Below are 17,914 nucleotides of genomic sequence, written 5' to 3'. Positions count from 1 at the left end.
GGGTCCTGTTGAATTTTAAGCGAGAGGGGCGGAGATCACTCTTGGGCTATTGCATCGGCGTCAAATGGCTTTTCAGCCGCAGCTTGCGTCTCTGAGGTCAGGAAGATTTTTGTCGGCAGCGTGAAGTTGCGCAGCTGCAATAGGCCCAGCGGGCCTTTGCCGAGCTCGGTGCGCAATATCCACTGGAGCGGCTGTTTATCGGTGGTTGTGAAGGTGAGCTGATAGCGCCCCTCATCAAGCTTTTGCTGTTTTGCCTGTTCCAGCCAACGAATCAATCCCCAGGTTCCCTGATAATCGCCGTATAAACGGGCGCCAGCGTTAACATTCGTCCAGGTCAGCATGGTGCCCGGTTTATAGGTATCGCCCGGCCAGCGGAAGCTCTGCCAGCTTTCCATCTGATTGAAGTATTTGAGCTTTTGTCCGTCAATTGATAGGTTGGTTTCCACTACGTCTGGCACGGGGCGGGCGAGCAGCTCGAAGCGCATACCCTGACTGCCATCAGTAAACAGGATGTCGGAAATCTGGCTGAGTTGATTAATCGCCTCGAGAAACGCCGGATTAAAGGTCAATCCTTGACTGTTAACCCTGTCTGGCACCCAGCGCGTCCCTTCTTTATGCAGCACGCCACTCAGTTCGCGGGTCAGGAAGCTGTCGATACGGCCACTGTCTTTGCGAATAAATTCGGCCAACATCGGCAGTGACGCATCGCTCTTACTGATGGCGAACGGATAACGCCCGTCAAACGCTGATTTCCAGTTAGCGACAATGGCGTTTTTCCACTGATCGTTGAGGCTGGCGGAAGAGGGTTGCAGCACCGTTTCCCAAGCCTGAGTCAAAGGCTGAACAAACATCGACTGCCCAAAACCGCTCCACTCCTCCCCCAGACTCGCCGCGATTAGGCTGCCATACTCTTGGGTGTCGGTCAGATCGACGCTTTTGCCTTGGAATACCGTCTGCGCCAGTACCTGTGTCATCTCCTGTGGGTCAGAGGCATTGGCAACCTGCTGAAGTTTAAGACGGACGCGAGTCACGCGGGTCAGCAGCGTTTGCAGGCTGAGCGAACTGTCGGAAGGCATCATATTCTGTGCACTGCCTTTGCCCATCAAGGCGAGCAGGGGACCAAAGGTTTCATCCAGCGGCCCGACCGGGCCGTGGGCCTGTTGGTCGATGGCTGGCTGCGCGTCTTTATTGATCAAGGCTTTCGCCGATTTCACCAGAGAGTCCGACAGGGCCTGATCTTTTTGCCCGGTCTGCCCCTGCCACGCCAGTGTGTTCATTAAGGCAATCAATGGCGACTGGCGCACATCGCTCATCAGGGTGAGCTGGTCAATAACATCAGATAAATTATGAGCGTCGTTCCAATGAAGACTGTTGAGGAAGTTCAACCAACTGCCTGCAAAATCAGTGAAATAGCGTTCTGTCAGGCGTTTTTTCAGGGCTTCAGGTGAGATTTCATCAGCAACTGACCGACGGTTGTCACTCAGCACCCAGTCAATCTCTTCACGGCGCGACGCCACGGCTTTATCTATTGCCTGCTGGATTTGCTCATCCCAGGCTTTGCGCGTGAACATGCCCGGCACGCTTTCATCAGTGTGGAACAGGCGCTGGGCATCGGTATCGCCCGCCATATCAGTCAGCGTCATATCCGCATAGTTGCGGCGTACCGACAGCAGCATATTTTCGTATAGCGTGCTTTCGGCATTGCGCTGGCCGATTTCTCCCAGCAGTACCTGACGCGCCTGAGTGACCAGACTGCTATCGACGTTGATTTTCCAACTTGGCTGAGTCGGCAGGTTAGAAGCATAAAACTGCCATAAATCAGGCGCCAGGCTCTGCCACAGGCCGGAAGAGACGCCTGCACGGCGCGGCTCAGTGGATTTCATCACTTGCGCGTAAAACTGGCCTTCGGCTTTTTCTGGTCTCGCCATCATCAAGTAGGCTTTTAACTGGTCGTAGCCTGATTTCGCCAGCACAGCGCGTTTCGGGCTATTCGCCGGAAGGTTGGCCAGCACGCTCAGTTTCTGCTGCAAACTGTCCGCAGCGGCATCGCGTATCAGGCGATTATTCGCCTGACGATACCAAGGGAGTAGGGCATCAAGCAGTGCCGCATTTTGGTCTAAGCCAAAACGCTGATACCAAGGAGCGCCGTGCTGAACGCGGGTTTGTAAACGCCCGATATCATTGCGCAGGGCTTGCAGGGCCATCAGTTGTGCATCAGATACAGGAAGCGGCTTCGCCAGATTCTGCGCCAGCTCGCTGGCTGAGACCATTTGATGGCGATTCACTACGAACGACAACAGGCTCCCTGCTGCCCAAAGCATAATCAGCGCCAGCAGGCTGTAACACAGGGTTTGCTCCCATGGCAGGCCAACGCGTTGTCCACGCGCCGCGCGACAATCCTCTAAAACCCCTTGCCAAGTTACGGGTGCAGACCAGGTTTTTTCATGGACGCCGGCAGAGGTGGCCGATGATACCGGCTGGCTGAACATTAAGCCGCGTAAAGGGATGCGTTTGCCATAGCTGGCGAGCCACGGGGTGAGTATTTTCCCCCAATGCGCGGCGGTGCTGCTCTCCAGTGATTGAGCAAGGCGCAGCAGGAAATCGTGCTGCTGATCGACAAAGACCTGTTGTAAACCCTGCTCGCGCAGCTGCGGTGTTAAGGACTTAAGTTGAGATTGAATCGACTCGGGTGACATTTTTGCAGGGAAAATGGCTCCTATCGATTGTTCCGTGCGCAAGTGACCCTCAGCTTTCCCTGCAATCACCTGCCAGAGATAAACCGCAGGCTGGTAGCGCAGCGTATCGCCGATTTTTTCCAAAGATCGCAGGCCGTCATCGACCCACTGAGCGTTTCGGCTTTGCCCATCAGCCATCGCCCAGACGATGCCGTCGAAGGGCCGAGTGCGGCGCAGCTTTCGCCACTCAGTCAGACGCGAGTGATCGCCTTCTTCATGCAGGCTGCCACCAAAAATGAGCAACGTGCGCTGACCTTCAAGCCAGCCCTGACTTGCCAGAGTAGGTGCCAGCGCGGCAACCTGTTCGGCTTCACCCATTACCATCAGCAAACGAACTTTATTGCGCCAGAACAGGCCGTAGCGAAGGCGCAGATGGCGCTTCAGAAACACCATTTTGTTCAGAGATTTATCTTTCGCTACTTTTTCAGGCTTAGGAATATCATCCCCTTTGGCTTGTTGACGAATTTCATCAAAATGCTTTTTACCCGAAAGGCGCGTACCGGCATAGGTTAACAACGCGCAACAGCTAAGAACGCCGGTTCCTACCATCAGCCCTGTCAGCCAGCGATCCTGCTGCGGCGTGTTTGGTATTAACCCAACCTGTTCTGGGTGCTGCCAGACTAGCCAGCAAAGTAGCGCGCCGGTAAGTAAAAATACCAAGGCAATAATCCAGAACCAGACTTCTGGTTTTTTAATCGGTAAGGCAATGCGCTTCACGTTATGTTCTCCTTGTGAGAAGCATTGGGAGAGACGGCACAACTCCAGACACTTTCGCTGCCTTGTTCGCCGTTAAAAATAAAATGTGGGGCAGGGGAATAGCTCATCGCCTTGGCAGCAACGGCAATGGCTAGCCAAGGGGCTGCGAGTGCCGTATCTCCAAGAAAACTGTCTATATGGTGCATGTCACTTTGTTGCTCAAGGCCGGTAAAGGGCAGCGCAGTTTTGACTTTGAGAATCGCTCTGTAAGCATCGCTTTTAGCCGATATTCCTGTTAACCACAGGTGCTGCACTCTGTCGATGCTCATGGGTACCCAGTCCGCAGCCTGCAAAGCCCTGGCGCGCAACATTTCATCATCCGGTTCCGAAAGCTCTGGCCGATGAAGCAGAGCAAGAGGTAACAAATCTTTTTGTGTCAGCCGGTTGCCGAGTAACAGTCCGACCACGGCTTCTGCGCTGAACAGGGTTATATCAGGCGCGATATGCAAGGCGACAACCAATAGCAAATCTTCATCTTGGATATGGTTATCCAGCCAGTTGTCGATCACCCTAAGCCCGCTCCCCCGAACAAAATGCGTAGGCTGAGGAAACGCTCTCTTTTTCCAGGCCTTCTGCCAGATCTCTTTCACCTGTGCATCAGGTATTGAAGAGGCGGATTCGAGTAAAACAGCAATAGGATGATCTGGCCGGATAAAGGCGAACGTATTCACGAAACTTTCCAAAAGTTCAGCAAAGGCAGCGGCAATGCGGTCATGAGGCTCATGATCTTCGGAAGTCGGCAATTTACTGTGGCGGACAGTACTTTCTTTTTTCCAGCTAGTTTGCGGTGTTAACATTGGCTGATTACGAAGCATAGCTTCGGTGCAGTCAGTGAATTCTGCATTGGCTATATGCGCCGTGCTGAAAGTCCCTGCCAAAATTTGTAATGCGCGACGTCCCCGCTGCACTTCCTGCAAAATCACCTGTTCACGGCGTTTGTCCCAAGCGTTGGCCTGAATTTGCTGCATCATGTAAATAGCCATTCGAATTCCCATTAATACCAGCCAAAAAATGACTGGAATACCCATGGCAAACCACCAGAAAGTGGCATCGCCCACCAATTTCCCTAATAATCGCATCAGTAATATTCCTGTCGCGACAAGGCATACCAACGCAGCTAACCAGCGCAAAGGCTTGGGCGGAGTAGGACGTAAATAGGGGGCAGGTATGGTATCTAGGTTTACTGGCATGTTTTGGGCCCTGGTCAGACAGGTTTTTATTTAATTGAATTTAATCAGATGGTTAGTTGATATTAGTTTTATCAAGGCATTGCTTTTATTAAAAAATGAGCGTAAATGTGTAGCTCTTTATTTTTGTTCTTATCTTGTGAATTTTTATTTGCTGTAAATAATTTTTCATATTAGATTTATTTCTTTTTTAATTTGTTAATCGCTTCTTGCTTGCCCATTACACCACCATTTGACATAGTTACACGTCCATCTTCATAAATAAATTCCGATTTATCTTCAAACAACATTTTTGATTTTTCTTCTCCCCATGTGATATTTATTAGCATGGAGTTTAATACGGGGGGGTAAAATGAATTGGATAATATGTTTTTACGAAAAAGATCAATTACCCTAAATTTCTGACAGCGAAATTTTATATTTTCAGAAATGCAATCTCTGGAGTTATAGGAAATTAGTAATTTTTCAATTAGTTTTGATTTTCCTTTTTTGTGTGGGAGATCATAATATGAAAATGCTTCATTTATATCACTGGAATTTATGGTTGTAATTAAATAATTATTCAAATATAGCCCTACAATATCTTTTTCAATAATAGCTGATGTTAACTTGCCTTTTATAGTTTCACAGCCAACTGTGTCCAATTTGCAACTCAATTCCGCTTTTGCATTAAACATTGTAGTTAATGATAATATAATTAATAAATAATATTTTAACATATTGTCTCATTTAATTTTGTTAATTACATCAAACAGATTGACGTCATTCGTTTTTTCTTTGCCAACTTCGGTGTAATAATATAAATGAATGACAATATTTGAATTTATAAGATTGCTTAGCCATAACTTATGTGTATTTATATGACTTTATATCCATCTTAGAGGTTTTTTTTTGATGGGCTTCCCATGCCGTGGGTTAAATATATCCTGCCAATACCTATTGTGAATATTTACAAGTAATGAATTGGGATGTTATTTTATGATGAATGATAGATATACTTTATTGTAATCGCTAAATAAAGATGGGTTGCCTCTACCAGTAAATATGAAATTTACCTTTTGTGGTAATTTTATTTCCGCCTGAAAACACTGCTCAGAATGGTATCCAGCATCATCTTTATACTTACATGAAACTACAGCACTCATTCCAGTAAATTTTGAGTTGGTGTTTATATTTGCAAAAACTGGAATGCCGTCAGTTACCGCCTCCCATTTTCCGTCATCATTCATTGTAAAGTAATCACTTTCTTCATTTGATATATTTCTACATAGTTTAAGGTAATCGGATGCATATACATGTTCCGCCCTAATGATTAAACAGTTGTTATTTTTTTTGATATTCCATTTTTCAGGGGTGTTTATAGTAGCTTCGTCAAGAGATGCTGATTTGGTATGCTCTTCGCTAAAACAAGCGGTGGTAAAGGAAAACAAAAAAAGTATTATGATTTTTTTCACTTATTCATCCCCAAGAATAGAATATATATTTTTAGTTGATTGAAATCTACGTTCAAATGATTGTTGATCCCATCTGTTTATTATCATGCTTACAGACCTTGAACTCTCGCGTGTAATCCCTGCATCCGCTCTTCTTAAAACTCCGTTTTTTACAACGAACTGTCCACCAGAGTCAATGCAATTGTACGGGACTATCGATACACTTTGTGGGTTATCAATTATAGGAACTCTTAATCTATTGGGATTTTGCCACCAACTGTTATCATATTCAGTGTTACGTAGCCACCCTCTATAAGTCCAATATCCTGCATAATTCGCTAATCCTGTTAATTGTTTAAATCCTCGCCCACGGAATTTCATACCATCTCCCACATGTGATAAAGTGGGATCAATAATCTGTCTTTGAGGTGCGGTTAAAATTGGTCTGTTTCTGGAGTCTCTCCCAATAACTATCATTAAGCGATTGTTCCTTATGTCTCTTAATTCGCTCTTATGGATATTTCCCAAATCATTGCCGTCACGTTCATAATTGTGGAAATAACCATATGTGTCTGTAGGATCAGAATAAAAGCCATTGGTTTCTTCGGAAAATGATGGATGCTCAGGGTGACGGCTAAATGAAACCGTTCCCTCAACCATAAGGTTTAAGTTTTGTGATTCAATTGAACCCTGCCCCAAGAAATGAGCTGCGCGTGTTGGATTATTCATGCCATATTTGGTTAATATATAATTTATAGACTTGCGATATTTCTCCCTAGTTTTTTCAGCTGTAGTTGAGTAAATTCTGCTTAAATCTATCTTATTTAACCACCCGCACTTCCTAAAATGCTCAATAAACCCACGTGGATCAAAATGCCATACTTTCCCTGAACCCAAGGCACCTGAATAAAAACACAGAGCCTCTGCGTGTTGTTTGAATCTGTCATAGTCCTTTTCATTCATCAGAACACGATCCTTCGATTCATTTGTTCCCGGTATCCGCCATATTGCCGTTTTTTCTGGTGTACATTGCTCCCATGGCAGACCAGTCATTAGCCATTTGTACCGGGCATCAATAGTGCTTTTCTCCCACTCAAACGGCATACAGCAGATAAGTTTGCGGCTTTGTGCTGCATACCTGTCTTCTTCCCTGAGCTTTCTTATTGCTGCTGAATTGCACTGGCTATGCGTGTCTTTATCATCATCAACCAGCTGCCAGCCTGTCCAGTGGGGGAAATCCGCATCGCTGAACTTTTTAACAGCCGCCACGGCAAGGTTCACTATACCTTGTCCACCAGGGTAATTTACGGTCATCCATAAGGGTGCTGTAGCAGGGACTAAGGTTTCATGCTCGGTGTGGATGATCCGCCCAAAACGTAGAAGTTCATAGCCGGCACTCGGACTTTGCGGATAGCGTGAAGTAGCTGTTTTATAGAGGTTATACTCATAGTCCTTGCCATCGGCATTGACCAAAGGAGAGCCAACACTCTCAAAGGCATCTTCTGCATTGGCGCATGCGCGTCGCGTAATCATGGTGCATGCTCCTTTACTGAAGCTCATGCTTACATACAGCGGCACTTCACTAGTATGGATTTCATTCAACTTTGTTGTGATATCGGTATTAGCCGAGGGGCGAGCCTCATAGAATTTCGTGCCTGCTGGCAGATAAAAATGAATATCGCCATAGATAACATCCGATCTTCCATTTTCATTAATATTCAACTTGCCGGTAGCTCTACCAACCAATTTACTGATGTTGGTGTCATCGCAGAAAATCTGAAAATGAAATTCATTTTTCCCATCAGTCATTCCCGATGAGCCAATAGGGGCTTTACGATAAATTTTAGAGCCCGTGTGAATCTCTGCTTCCAGATGCTTCAAGTGCATATATAGAGAATAAAAAATAATCTTCCCTTCTTCACCAGAACCGATCTCAGTCTCATGTTTTAATAAAACATAGCCATCATCCGTTCCTCTGGTAGGCGAGTATTTCAGCGGAAATTGATCTCTTTTCCAAGGCTTTGAAGGTATTCGAAACGACTCGACTGTACCGTCAGCTATAGCCCTAACTTTATTCGGTACTGCGCCAGAATCAGTGTGCGAAATATGGATCCCACCATGCCATGAATCCGACGCATTAAGAGGATACCCTCTACTGGAACTAACAGGCATCATCGCATCAACCCAGCCAGCATCACACAGGCTTGCATCTCTATTTCTCAGAAATGGAGGACTGATAATCATATTTTGACTCCTTGTCAGGAAAAAGTGAAATGGCTGGCAGGTTCTGTAGTTTCCGGTGCAACACTCGGGAAATCTTCTGGGATATTAGCTTTCTCCAACCGCCCATAATGTCCAGCCTTAGTCAGATATTCTCCCGCGGTGCCGGATTCGATCCGGTTCTCATCGAGTGTGATATAACTCCCGCCAGCGTTCAGCGTGATCCTTTTCTTCGCCGTGATCTTAATTTCATCTTCGGTGCTGGTGATAGTGATTGCCTTACGGGCCAGCAGTTCCATCAGGTCGTTTTGCGCCTGAACGGTGATAGGGCCTTGATTAGCAATTAACTTCATCCCCAGTTTTCTGACAAAAATACTCAGAGTATTGCCCACGCCGAGAAAGAAGTTCTTGGCGACGCTGACATCGGCATTTTTACCCGCTGTGGCAATTAGGTTGTCGCTGGCACTTATTTGCAGGTGCTCGCCGCTGCTCAGGGCAATACCTTTGGGGGCACTTAGCAAAAGAACGGATTGCTTTAATTCTTTAAGGTTTTGATGCAAAAGATTGATTTGAGCCTGCAGGTCAGAAGGGCTGGCCGTTGAAGCCTGAGCATCAGAAGAGATTGAGTTCATCTGCTCGTGAGCACTGTTCAGCAAATCCATTGCCGACTGCATCTCCAGCGCCTTCCCCTGGGCCTTGGGCTGCCCGTCGGCGCTGATGAAAATGCCTTTCTCGGCGCGGATCGCACCGAAGCTGTCGGTGCGCAGCTCGAAGCCTTCGCCGCGCGGCTGCTTGTCGGCGTCGACCAGATGGCCGAGGTTGAGCTGGCTCTTGCCACCGTACTCGGTGCTGAGCTTGATGTGCTCCTTGCCGCGCTCGTCGTCGAGGCGCAGCTTGTTATTGGACGGCGTGCGCAGCACGTTGCGGCGGTAGTTGCGAATGGTGACGTGGTCGCCGTGCGCCGAGTCGTGCAGGACGTGCGCGATGTACGGCCGGTCTGGGTTGCCATTTTCAAAAGCGATAGCCACCTCGGTGCCCGCCAGCAGCGGCAGGTGCATGCCGTAGGTGTCACCGGCGTAAGGCCGCGCCTGGCGGACCCACAGGCTCTCGTAACCCTGCTCCCAGCCGTCGCGGTCAAACAGCATGTTGACGCGATACCGCCCGTCCTTGTCGATATGCCCGTAGGTGTCGTTGGTCGTGGTGCTGGTGACGCGGGCGGGCAGGGTGCCGGCCATCGCCGGCTTGCTGACGGGCGTCGGGCGGAAGCAGTAATCCTCCGAGTAAGGAATGGCATCAAACGCCACTTCAAAACTTTTATCCCGCGCGGCGGTGCTGCGGGTTTGGGCCACTATCACGCCTTTGGCGAACGGGGACGGAATAGTGTTGCCGATAACCTTTAGCTCGTGGCCCGGCGTCAGGGTGGCCGCGTTGGCGACGCCCGAGAACCGCGCCTGTTGGTTAAGGTAGCGCTCGTGGCGCAGGCGGGCGTAGAACGCGCCGCTCTCCGGCTCGGGGTCACGGCCTTCGGAGCCCGCTGCCAGGTAGTTGTCGGCGTAGTGATAAGCCTCGCCGTAGGTGGTGGTGTCGCCGCGGGTGACGTCCGCCGCCGAGGCCAGGTCGGCGTTGGCGGTGCGGTAGTTGTAATCCCCGGTGCTCACGGATTTTTCCACCACCCGATAGGCGCTGGCCAAATCCCACGCCGACTCGACGCCGACGTCGTGCATGCCGGAGGGCGGCACGGCGTGCAGGGTCGGGCCGGTCGCGTAGTGGCGCTGGTCGTCATAAAACTCCACCACGTCGATATTGAGCTTGGGGTCGGCGGTGAAGCGGAACCAAATACCCACCTCGGCCAGCAGGCGCGAGATAAAGGTCAGGTCGTCCTCGCCGTACTGCATCACCTGCTCGCGTCGCGGATACGCTTTTACCAGCGTGAAGACGAAGTCCTGCCCGCGCATGGCGTGGCGCTCGCGCAGGATTTTCTCCACGATGCCGGGCACGGAGATATCCTGATAAATGCGGTTCTGGTGGCTGCGCGACAGCAGGGCCAGCCTCGGCTGCAGGCAGAGGGCGTAGCGGCTCTCGTCGCGCGAGGCAGAGAGGCGTTTGAAGCCGGTGACCACGCCCTGAATAACCCGCTGCGACTGCTGCACCGCCACGCCGAAGGCCTCCATCACGGGGGCCTGCAGGGTCAGCGAGGCGTCCTTCAGCAGCAGGGTGGCCGCTTCGATGTTTTGGTCGCCGCTGGTGAACGTGATGTCATAGCTGAACGGCAGGCTCAGGCTCTCGTTGCCAACAAAGCCTTCCACGTCAATCGGCGCGTCGCAGTCGCGCACGGCGAGCTTGTGGTGGCTGTGGTCGAAAAAGGGTGTCTTAGACGTGGTACTCATATCTCTGCTCCTTCAAACTCCAACAAAACCCCTTCCTCATCATCCCAGCCCAGCGTCAGCGACGTTGTGCGCTGCTGTTCGCTCATACGGCTGAGAAGCTGTTGACTCAGCACCGGCAGAATCTGCTGGTTGAGCAGGCTGTCGATGTTGCGCGCGCCGGTGTCCGGCAGCAGGCAGGCGGCGACTAGCTGGTCGTAAAGGCTCTCTTGGATGACGCATTTCAGGCTGTAATGTCGGTTGAGGCGTTTCGCGACCTGAGCCAGCTTCATCTCGACGATTTTTCTGAGCGCTTCTGCATCCAGCGGGCGATAAATCAGCGTTTGGAAGCGGGCCAGCAGGGCAGGCTGGAAATGATCGCGCAGGATAGGGCGCAGCAGTTCGTGCATCTCGCCATGCGTGGCCTGCGGCTGTTCATCCAGCAGTTGCATCAGGTGGTCACTGCCGAGGTTGGCGGTCATTAAGATCACGCTGTTGCGAAAATCAATCTCACGGCCTTCTCCGTCGCGCATAAAGCCACGATCAAACACCTGATAGAACAGGTTAATCACGTCGCGGTGGGCCTTTTCCACTTCGTCGAGCAGCACCACGCTGTACGGGCGTTTGCGCACCGCTTCGGTCAAAATGCCGCCCTGACCGTAGCCCACGTAGCCCGGAGGTGAGCCCTTGAGCTGGGAAACCGTGTGGGCTTCTTGATACTCGGACATATTGATGGTGATCAGCGATTTTTCACCGCCAAACAGGGTGTCGGCCAGCGCCAGCGCGGTCTCGGTTTTCCCCACGCCGCTTGGGCCGACCAGCAGAAAGACACCGAGCGGGCCGTTTTCTGACGTCAGGCCGGTTTTAGCGGCGCGCAGGCGCTGCGCCATATCCACCAAGGCGGCATCTTGCCCCACCACCCGCGTGGCGAGATGTTTCTCCAGTTGCAGCAGGTCAGTCTGCTCATCTTTTAACAGGCTGCTCAGCGGCACGCCAGTCCAGTCGGCAATGACGGTGGCGACGGTGCGGGCATCGACGTCGAGAGAGAGCAGCGGAGCGTTGCCTTGAACCAAACTGAGCTCTTGCTGCAAGGCTGCCAGTTGGGCCACGTCGGCAATCTCCCGACGGGCTTCGACAATCAGCTGGGTCAGGCGCTGCTCTTCTTTATACTGCTGATCGAGTTTTTGCTGCTCGAAGGAAAGCTGTTCGCGGCGCTGTTCAATGTCGTGCAGGCGGGTCGACGCGGTATCCGGGATCAGCAACAGATCCTGCTCAATAGCCTGTTGTTCGACCGCCAGTGCCGCCAGTTCGGCATTGATCTCCATCAAAGCCTCCGGCAGCGTGTCGATGCTCATGCGAACACGGGCACCGGCGGTATCGAGCAGGTCAACGGCTTTGTCCGGCAGTTGGCGGCCAGTCAGGAAGCGGCGCGAAAGAGTGACGGCGGCGGTGATCGCGGCGTCAAGAATGTGCACGCCGTGGTGCTGGGCGTAACGGCCTTTAAGGCCGCGCAGCATCAGGCTGGCTTTGGCGTCATCCGGCTCGTCGACTTTGACCATCTGGAAGCGGCGCTCAAGCGCGGCGTCGCGCTCAAAATACTGTTTGTACTCAGACCAGGTGGTCGCCGCGATAGTGCGCAGTTCGCCGCGCGCCAGAGCCGGTTTAAGCAGGTTAGCGGCATCTGCACCACCGGCCTGATTGCCTGCGCCGATGATGGTGTGAGCCTCATCGATAAACAGTAAAACGGGGGTTGGCGACTGCTGAACGGCTTCAATCACGTTTTTCAAACGCTGCTCAAACTCGCCTTTAACTCCGGCTCCGGCCTGAAGCAGGCCGAGATCTAAGGTGCGCAGGCTGACGGTTTTCAGGCTGTCCGGCACATTACCCTCACTAATGCGTAATGCCAGACCTTCCACCAAGGCGGTTTTCCCCACGCCCGGCTCGCCCACTAGAATCGGGTTGTTTTTACGGCGGCGCGAGAGGATGTCGATCATCTGGCGGATCTCGGTGTCACGGCCAAAGATCGGGTCGATCTGTCCAGCCTTGGCTTTAGCCGTCACGTCTAGCGTGAATTTATCCAGCGCGGCCTGTAGCGCTTCACTCAATGTCTGACCGGAAAGGGCGTCAGCGCCGGGTTGACGGGCTGGCTCATTCAGCGACGAAGCAGGCATATTGAGACTGGCCTGCTGCTGCAACTCAGGGCGCTCGTCGGACTGGACATTCAACAAGGGCTTGAGGCGAGATATATGGGCCGTGCTCAGGCTAAACAGCGGCCAGGCTCCGTCACAACGCAGCAAATGAGGGTGCATATTAAGGGCTTCGAGCAGGTGAATACTGCGAATGCGGTCATCGCCGTCTTGCAGGGATGCATTCAGCCAGGCGCTCTGCATCAGCTCGGTCAGCGAGTCCGATAACACCGGGCGAGCATGCACCGAGCGTGGCAGAGTATCAAGGTGCGCCAGCAGGCTCTGCCACAGGCTGTCCATGTCCCACTCGTAGCGGCGGGCCAGCACGGTGATGTCGCCTTCGCCCAATTCCAGTAATTTTAGTAGCCAGTGTTCTAGCGTTATCTCAGCGTGGGCGCGGGTCTGGCACAGCGTAGCGGCGGCCTCCAGTGCCTGAGCACAGTAAGGATTGAGGCGACGAAGGAGGGTGGCTGATTGATGTTCCAAGCTGAAATTCCTTGTGTTTTGGGTACGCTACCGCCCATAGCCTTCCTTTGCAGGAACCCAGGCCCATTAGGTCGATGTTCGAATTGTTTGTTGTTTGCGAAACTGCCACTGACTCTCAATAAGCAGTTTTGAAAACCACAAAAACAGCAGACGGCGAACCGCCTGCTTGGGGTTTACCCTAAATAATTCGCGTCGCGGGAAGGCGGCAAGTTCGCAAGTCCCCGGGAGCATAGATAACTATGTGACCGGGGCGAGGGAAGGCAGCCAAAGCACCAGCGGCGCGAAGAATGACGGGTAATTAGGCTGTGGTACGTTCGTTCCATGAATCGGAATGAATGATGTTGCCGTCTTTGTAAGTCCAGGTGATTTTTTCGTAACGCAGCTCAATCTCTTCGAGGTGGTTGTGTTTCTCGAAAGAGGCGTCTTTGATGTCGTGCATTTTCGGCGCGACTTTGACCAGCTTGACGTTCTCAAGCTTGGTGTTGAAATACTCCACTTCCTGACCTGCATCGTTGATGCGATACCATTTGAATTCGGCAGATTTCAGCGTCTGGCCGGTGGTCACCGCTTTGTAGAGATACGGGCTGGAGGAGTCGATTTCCTTGGTGAACAGGAACGGGGTATGAATGCGGGTCCCCGTCAGTTTGCCGGTGTTGTTGTCTGTCGGGATGTAAACGTTATGCTCCTGAGCCACGACTTCGATGCTGCCTTCGCGATCTTTCACATCAACGGCACCTTTAATGTCCGCGCCGCCGTCGTCTTTCAGCCATAAGTAAACGGGAATTGCCATGGTTAGTTCTCCTTGCTTGGTGTTGTAGCCACTTCAGATCCTGAAGTGGATTGAGATGCTGTTGCCTGACATGCATTCGCCTGCGGCACCAGACTAATTTCGACACGGCGATTGGCTGCTCGGCCTTCTGCTGTGTCATTTGTTGCAATCGGGCGTGTCGCACCGTAACCCTGAACGGCAAAGCAGGTTGGCGAGACATCGCTGGTTGAGAGCATCCAGTCGCGTAAGGCTTCGGCGCGTTTGAGTGATAGGATCTGGTTGGCGCGTGCGTCGCCGGTGATGTCGGTATGTCCTGCCACCACGATGAGCCAGCCGGGCTTGGCTTTGATGCCAATCAGCGCATTAACCAGCAGTTTCGTGCTGTTGGCTTTGAGCTGATATTTACCGGTATCAAACAGCGACAGGGCGTCGAGCCGCACGGTTTTCGGGGCAGTTTCCACGACCTTTGGCGGTGGCGGCGGAGGCAGATAGCTTTTGATGGCGGTTAGCAGAGGTAAGCGCAGACGCTCCCCTTGATACAGCCCTAACCCAAGGCGAAGCGGCTCGCCGTTACGGAACCAGTCATCAAGATGGGCGGCATCGTCGCGCAGGACGGCCACGGCTTTGGCTTTCGGGGCGTAATTGTGCATATCAATGCTTTCGTAATGACGGATATCGAAAGCCACGCGATGCAGCAGTTGCCGGTTGTGCCATGCGCTACAGCACAGCGCCACGACCGCAGCCAAGACGAGTAGGGTGAAACCTTGGCGCAGCACGCGTTGACAGGCTGATTTGCCATAGCCCAGAGGAAGGGTGGAAAAGAGAAAATCTGGGAAAGGCAGGCGGCTTGGTTCAGCCTCGGGTGCGGGCTGCCAGCCAGATACTGTGTTCAGCGCTGTCAGTGAGGATAGCCAGCGCAACCACAGAGAAGCTGGCTCGAGGTCTGGCAAACTGGCGACTTGATGCAGAATCACCTGCTGGGGTTGTACGCAGATGACGTCATCATTGCGTTGTACAAAAGCAGGTAAGACTTTTTCTTTTAGCCATTCATCGTGCTTAAAGAACATCACGGCTTGTTTGAGACGAACGGCTCGTTCCTCATTATCTTGAGTAAATTGCCAATCGCTTAGAATTTCCGGCATCGTGACGCTTGGCCAGACTGTCGCGGGCTGCGACTGCTGTTGTGACAGCCAAACTGGCGTTTCAACCAGACTGCTTGCAACCGTGCTGTAAACCACCAGCGGCACAGCGCAACGACTGTCTCGACGAAGTTGCACCAGCTGCCAGCGAAGCTCGAATAAATGGGTGGAAAGTGTTTGTTCATCCCCCTGCTGCTGTGGATTGACGGAGAACATGACGCTCAGTTGTCTGGCCCACTCAGGACGCTGTTCCAACAATTTCTGCGCGAATTGCCGAAGCGCTGTGATCTCATTGACGCGAAGCCAGCAGCCCTGCGCCGATTGATGAATAGTGTCGGCACCAAACAGCGCAGGCAGCGCATCGCCGCAAACCAGTACCACCGGCAAGCGATAGCTTTCCGGCGGCAGGCTGTCGAGGTTTATCGCTTCCAATTCGAGCAGGGATTTACGTCCGGCCAGCCAGAGGCCAGTCAGGCATATCAGCATGACCAGCGCAAAACTGACCCAGCGAACGGTCGGTGAAAAAGGCAGAAAGACCAGACATATTATTCCGGCTAAGATCCCCGCCCATAACCACAATCCTCGTTGCCAGATCTTACTCATCGCACTGACCCCGGTAACAAGGTCGAGAGTAGCCCTGACAGCCAGTGATCAAGACCTAACCACAGTAGCGCCACTAATAGCGCAGCTAAGCCAAGGCGTAGCGGCCAATAACGTAGCCATAACCCAATGCGATGACGCGACGGGGCGATCGCCAGCACGGGATTGGTTGGTGCAGAGTTAAAGGCGGGAACTCGAGCAGAGAGTTGGTCGACCAATTGCTGGCGCTCGACACCCTCCTGTGGGCCTAGACCCCCTTGAAAACCTAGCATCAGCACGCAATGAAAACAGATTAAAACGGCTGAATCCGGCGCCGGTTCTCGCAACACCTGCCTGACGCGCTCGTAAAGCTGGCTTCCTGCATCCAAAGTTTTGAAGAAATGCGCCTGCAGGGGAGAGTTACACCATACGAAATAGATATCATCATGGGTGCTGCGGCCTTTTACCGTCTCATCCAGCACCGCGCACTGGGCATACATGATGTGCTGGCAGTTTGGCTCACTGATATGGGCGGCCTTCAGCGCCTGCTGAACATGCTCGATATCATCTACGCAGCGCTGCCAAAAAGCGCGACCGTCACCTTCGCTGCAGGTCATTCCCTGACGCAGGCTGATGATTTGCAGCCAGGTATTAGCGAGCAGCGCATCGATATCAAGGGAGTGAGTTGATACTTTTAAGGATTGATTCATGCGCGTAACACCGCAAAGAGTTCAAGCTGGATCTCACCTAAAGTGCCCGGCACATAGAACACGCAGGCCCCGGCATCCATCATCTGTTTCGCCGCCGGATGGTTGAGATCAAGAGAGAAATATTGGTTTTCGAGGCGCAGTGGTATGGCGGCAGGGACGTGAGTCAGTGCTCGCAGCGGAATGCCGTTCAATGCCACGTTGACCACATTCCCGACATCATCAGGCGCGCCGACTTTGCACAGCTGTGGGAACTGCGTTTGTAACTGAGCCGACGAGAGCGTGGAGCGAACGGAGAGATAGAAATCCACCTCTTCGCGCAGCCGTGGGTCATGTAAATCAGCGCGCCACTGGTTAATCCGCGCATCGTGAACCAGTTCAACAGCCACCAGGCGCGAAGGCAGGCTTGCCTCGAGCAAGATATTCAGTAATGCGAAAAGCGGCGGGAAAACGGCAGTTAGGCGGTCGTGCTGGTAAACGGGAATAGCCGTGCTGTCATGCTCTAAAGAGAATGTCAGCAAGCTGCCAGCCAGCCTTGCCAGCTCCTGATATAAACGCTCCGGGTGAACTTGCGGGTAGCGCTGGAAATTCCCCAGCACGGGTTCAGTACTGTTAAGGGCGTTGAGCAGCCAGAACAGCGAAACATCGGCCACGGCGAAGTCGGCCATGCGGGCGTTGCTTTCGCGACGCATGCCCATCAGCCGTTGCAGGCGCGCACGAAGCTGCACCATCAATATTTCCAATTGCTCACTACACCAGTGGCTCGCTTGCAGGCTGAGCAACGGCGGAATAAAGCTCTTGTCCTGAGTCCAGCGACCTTGCTGGTCACGGCGCAGAAGGGCAACCGGGCAGGTCTGATAATCCCCGTTCTCCTGCGTGCTTAGACGCAGTGAAAGCTCATGGGTCATCACGGCGATCTGTTTTTTATCGTCGCCAAACTGGTTCTGTACGTCTCGCCAGGCTTGGCGATATCGCACCGGGCGCTCCGCCCACTCGTCAGGTTGCAGACAGTTACCCCCATTGGCATAGGTTTGAGGTATCGCCAGCATGACGGTCGCTTCATTGGCCTGCGCTGGCAGGTTGGCGGCAAGCGTTAAGGTCGATGGCAGCAAATCAGCACTGCCGGTATCCACCAAAGTGCCATCCTGAAAGCGGACGTGTAAGCGTTCAGCTTTTAGACGGCCTTGGGCCAGCGCGTCCTGCTCGAAACTGGCATGCAGCACTCCCCACGGATGCAAAACGCCCATTTGCGCAATGCATTCGTTAGTCCAGGCCTCCAGAGAGGCCTGTTGTTGAAATTGCTGTGGAGAAACCAGAATTCCGCGTGTCCATAGCGGACGTTCAATTTTCATCC

11 protein-coding genes are annotated in these 17,914 nt (G+C 52.3%); all 11 read right to left on the bottom strand.

Features of this window, described 5'->3' with window-relative positions; translation table 11 throughout:
• Window positions 1–35 precede the first annotated feature (35 nt).
• A complete protein-coding gene (locus ACT3RT_RS00520; protein WP_496202348.1) occupies window positions 36–3,452 on the bottom strand; it encodes an ImcF-related family protein in 3,417 nt (1,138 codons plus the stop codon).
• On the bottom strand, window positions 3,449–4,570 hold the full coding sequence (locus ACT3RT_RS00515) for a hypothetical protein (protein ID WP_496202347.1): 1,122 nt from the start codon (window positions 4,568–4,570) through the stop codon (window positions 3,449–3,451). The genes ACT3RT_RS00520 and ACT3RT_RS00515 overlap by 4 nt, the downstream gene beginning before the upstream one ends.
• Before the next feature lie 287 nt (window positions 4,571–4,857).
• Window positions 4,858–5,397: a hypothetical protein gene (locus ACT3RT_RS00510; protein ID WP_485900826.1), complete on the bottom strand. Its 540-nt coding sequence runs from the start codon at window positions 5,395–5,397 to the stop codon at window positions 4,858–4,860.
• A 252-nt stretch (window positions 5,398–5,649) separates the two neighbouring features.
• On the bottom strand, window positions 5,650–6,132 hold the full coding sequence (locus ACT3RT_RS00505) for a hypothetical protein (protein ID WP_496202346.1): 483 nt from the start codon (window positions 6,130–6,132) through the stop codon (window positions 5,650–5,652).
• The gene (locus ACT3RT_RS00500) at window positions 6,133–8,355 is read right to left on the bottom strand and encodes a hydroxyethylthiazole kinase (RefSeq protein ID WP_496202345.1); all 2,223 of its coding nucleotides are present in this window, start codon (window positions 8,353–8,355) and stop codon (window positions 6,133–6,135) included.
• A gap of 14 nt (window positions 8,356–8,369) precedes the next feature.
• Window positions 8,370–10,718, bottom strand: coding sequence for a type VI secretion system tip protein VgrG (vgrG, locus tag ACT3RT_RS00495; RefSeq protein ID WP_496202344.1), 2,349 nt, complete (start codon window positions 10,716–10,718; stop codon window positions 8,370–8,372).
• Window positions 10,715–13,366, bottom strand: coding sequence for a type VI secretion system ATPase TssH (gene tssH / locus ACT3RT_RS00490; RefSeq protein WP_496202343.1), 2,652 nt, complete (start codon window positions 13,364–13,366; stop codon window positions 10,715–10,717). Before tssH ends, vgrG begins: the two co-directional genes overlap by 4 nt.
• 298 nt (window positions 13,367–13,664) lie before the next feature.
• Window positions 13,665–14,156 (bottom strand): Hcp family type VI secretion system effector, encoded by a 492-nt coding sequence (locus tag ACT3RT_RS00485; protein ID WP_034790858.1) that lies wholly within the window; start codon window positions 14,154–14,156, stop codon window positions 13,665–13,667.
• Window positions 14,157–14,158: 2 nt separating this feature from the next.
• The gene (locus ACT3RT_RS00480) at window positions 14,159–15,877 is read right to left on the bottom strand and encodes an OmpA family protein (protein WP_496202342.1); all 1,719 of its coding nucleotides are present in this window, start codon (window positions 15,875–15,877) and stop codon (window positions 14,159–14,161) included.
• Window positions 15,874–16,563 carry a type VI secretion system protein TssL, short form gene (tssL, locus tag ACT3RT_RS00475; RefSeq protein WP_485900813.1) on the bottom strand — a complete coding sequence of 230 codons (690 nt, stop codon included), beginning with the start codon at window positions 16,561–16,563 and terminating at the stop codon, window positions 15,874–15,876. Before tssL ends, ACT3RT_RS00480 begins: the two co-directional genes overlap by 4 nt.
• A complete protein-coding gene (gene tssK, locus ACT3RT_RS00470; RefSeq protein ID WP_496202341.1) occupies window positions 16,560–17,912 on the bottom strand; it encodes a type VI secretion system baseplate subunit TssK in 1,353 nt (450 codons plus the stop codon). Before tssK ends, tssL begins: the two co-directional genes overlap by 4 nt.
• Window positions 17,913–17,914: the final 2 nt, after the last annotated feature.

Source organism: Ewingella sp. AOP9-I1-14 (assembly GCF_052375995.1).
Classification (GTDB): domain Bacteria; phylum Pseudomonadota; class Gammaproteobacteria; order Enterobacterales; family Enterobacteriaceae; genus Ewingella; species Ewingella allii.
The sequence above is the reverse complement of the archived record's forward strand: the minus strand, read 5'-3'. Positions and strand labels throughout refer to the sequence as shown.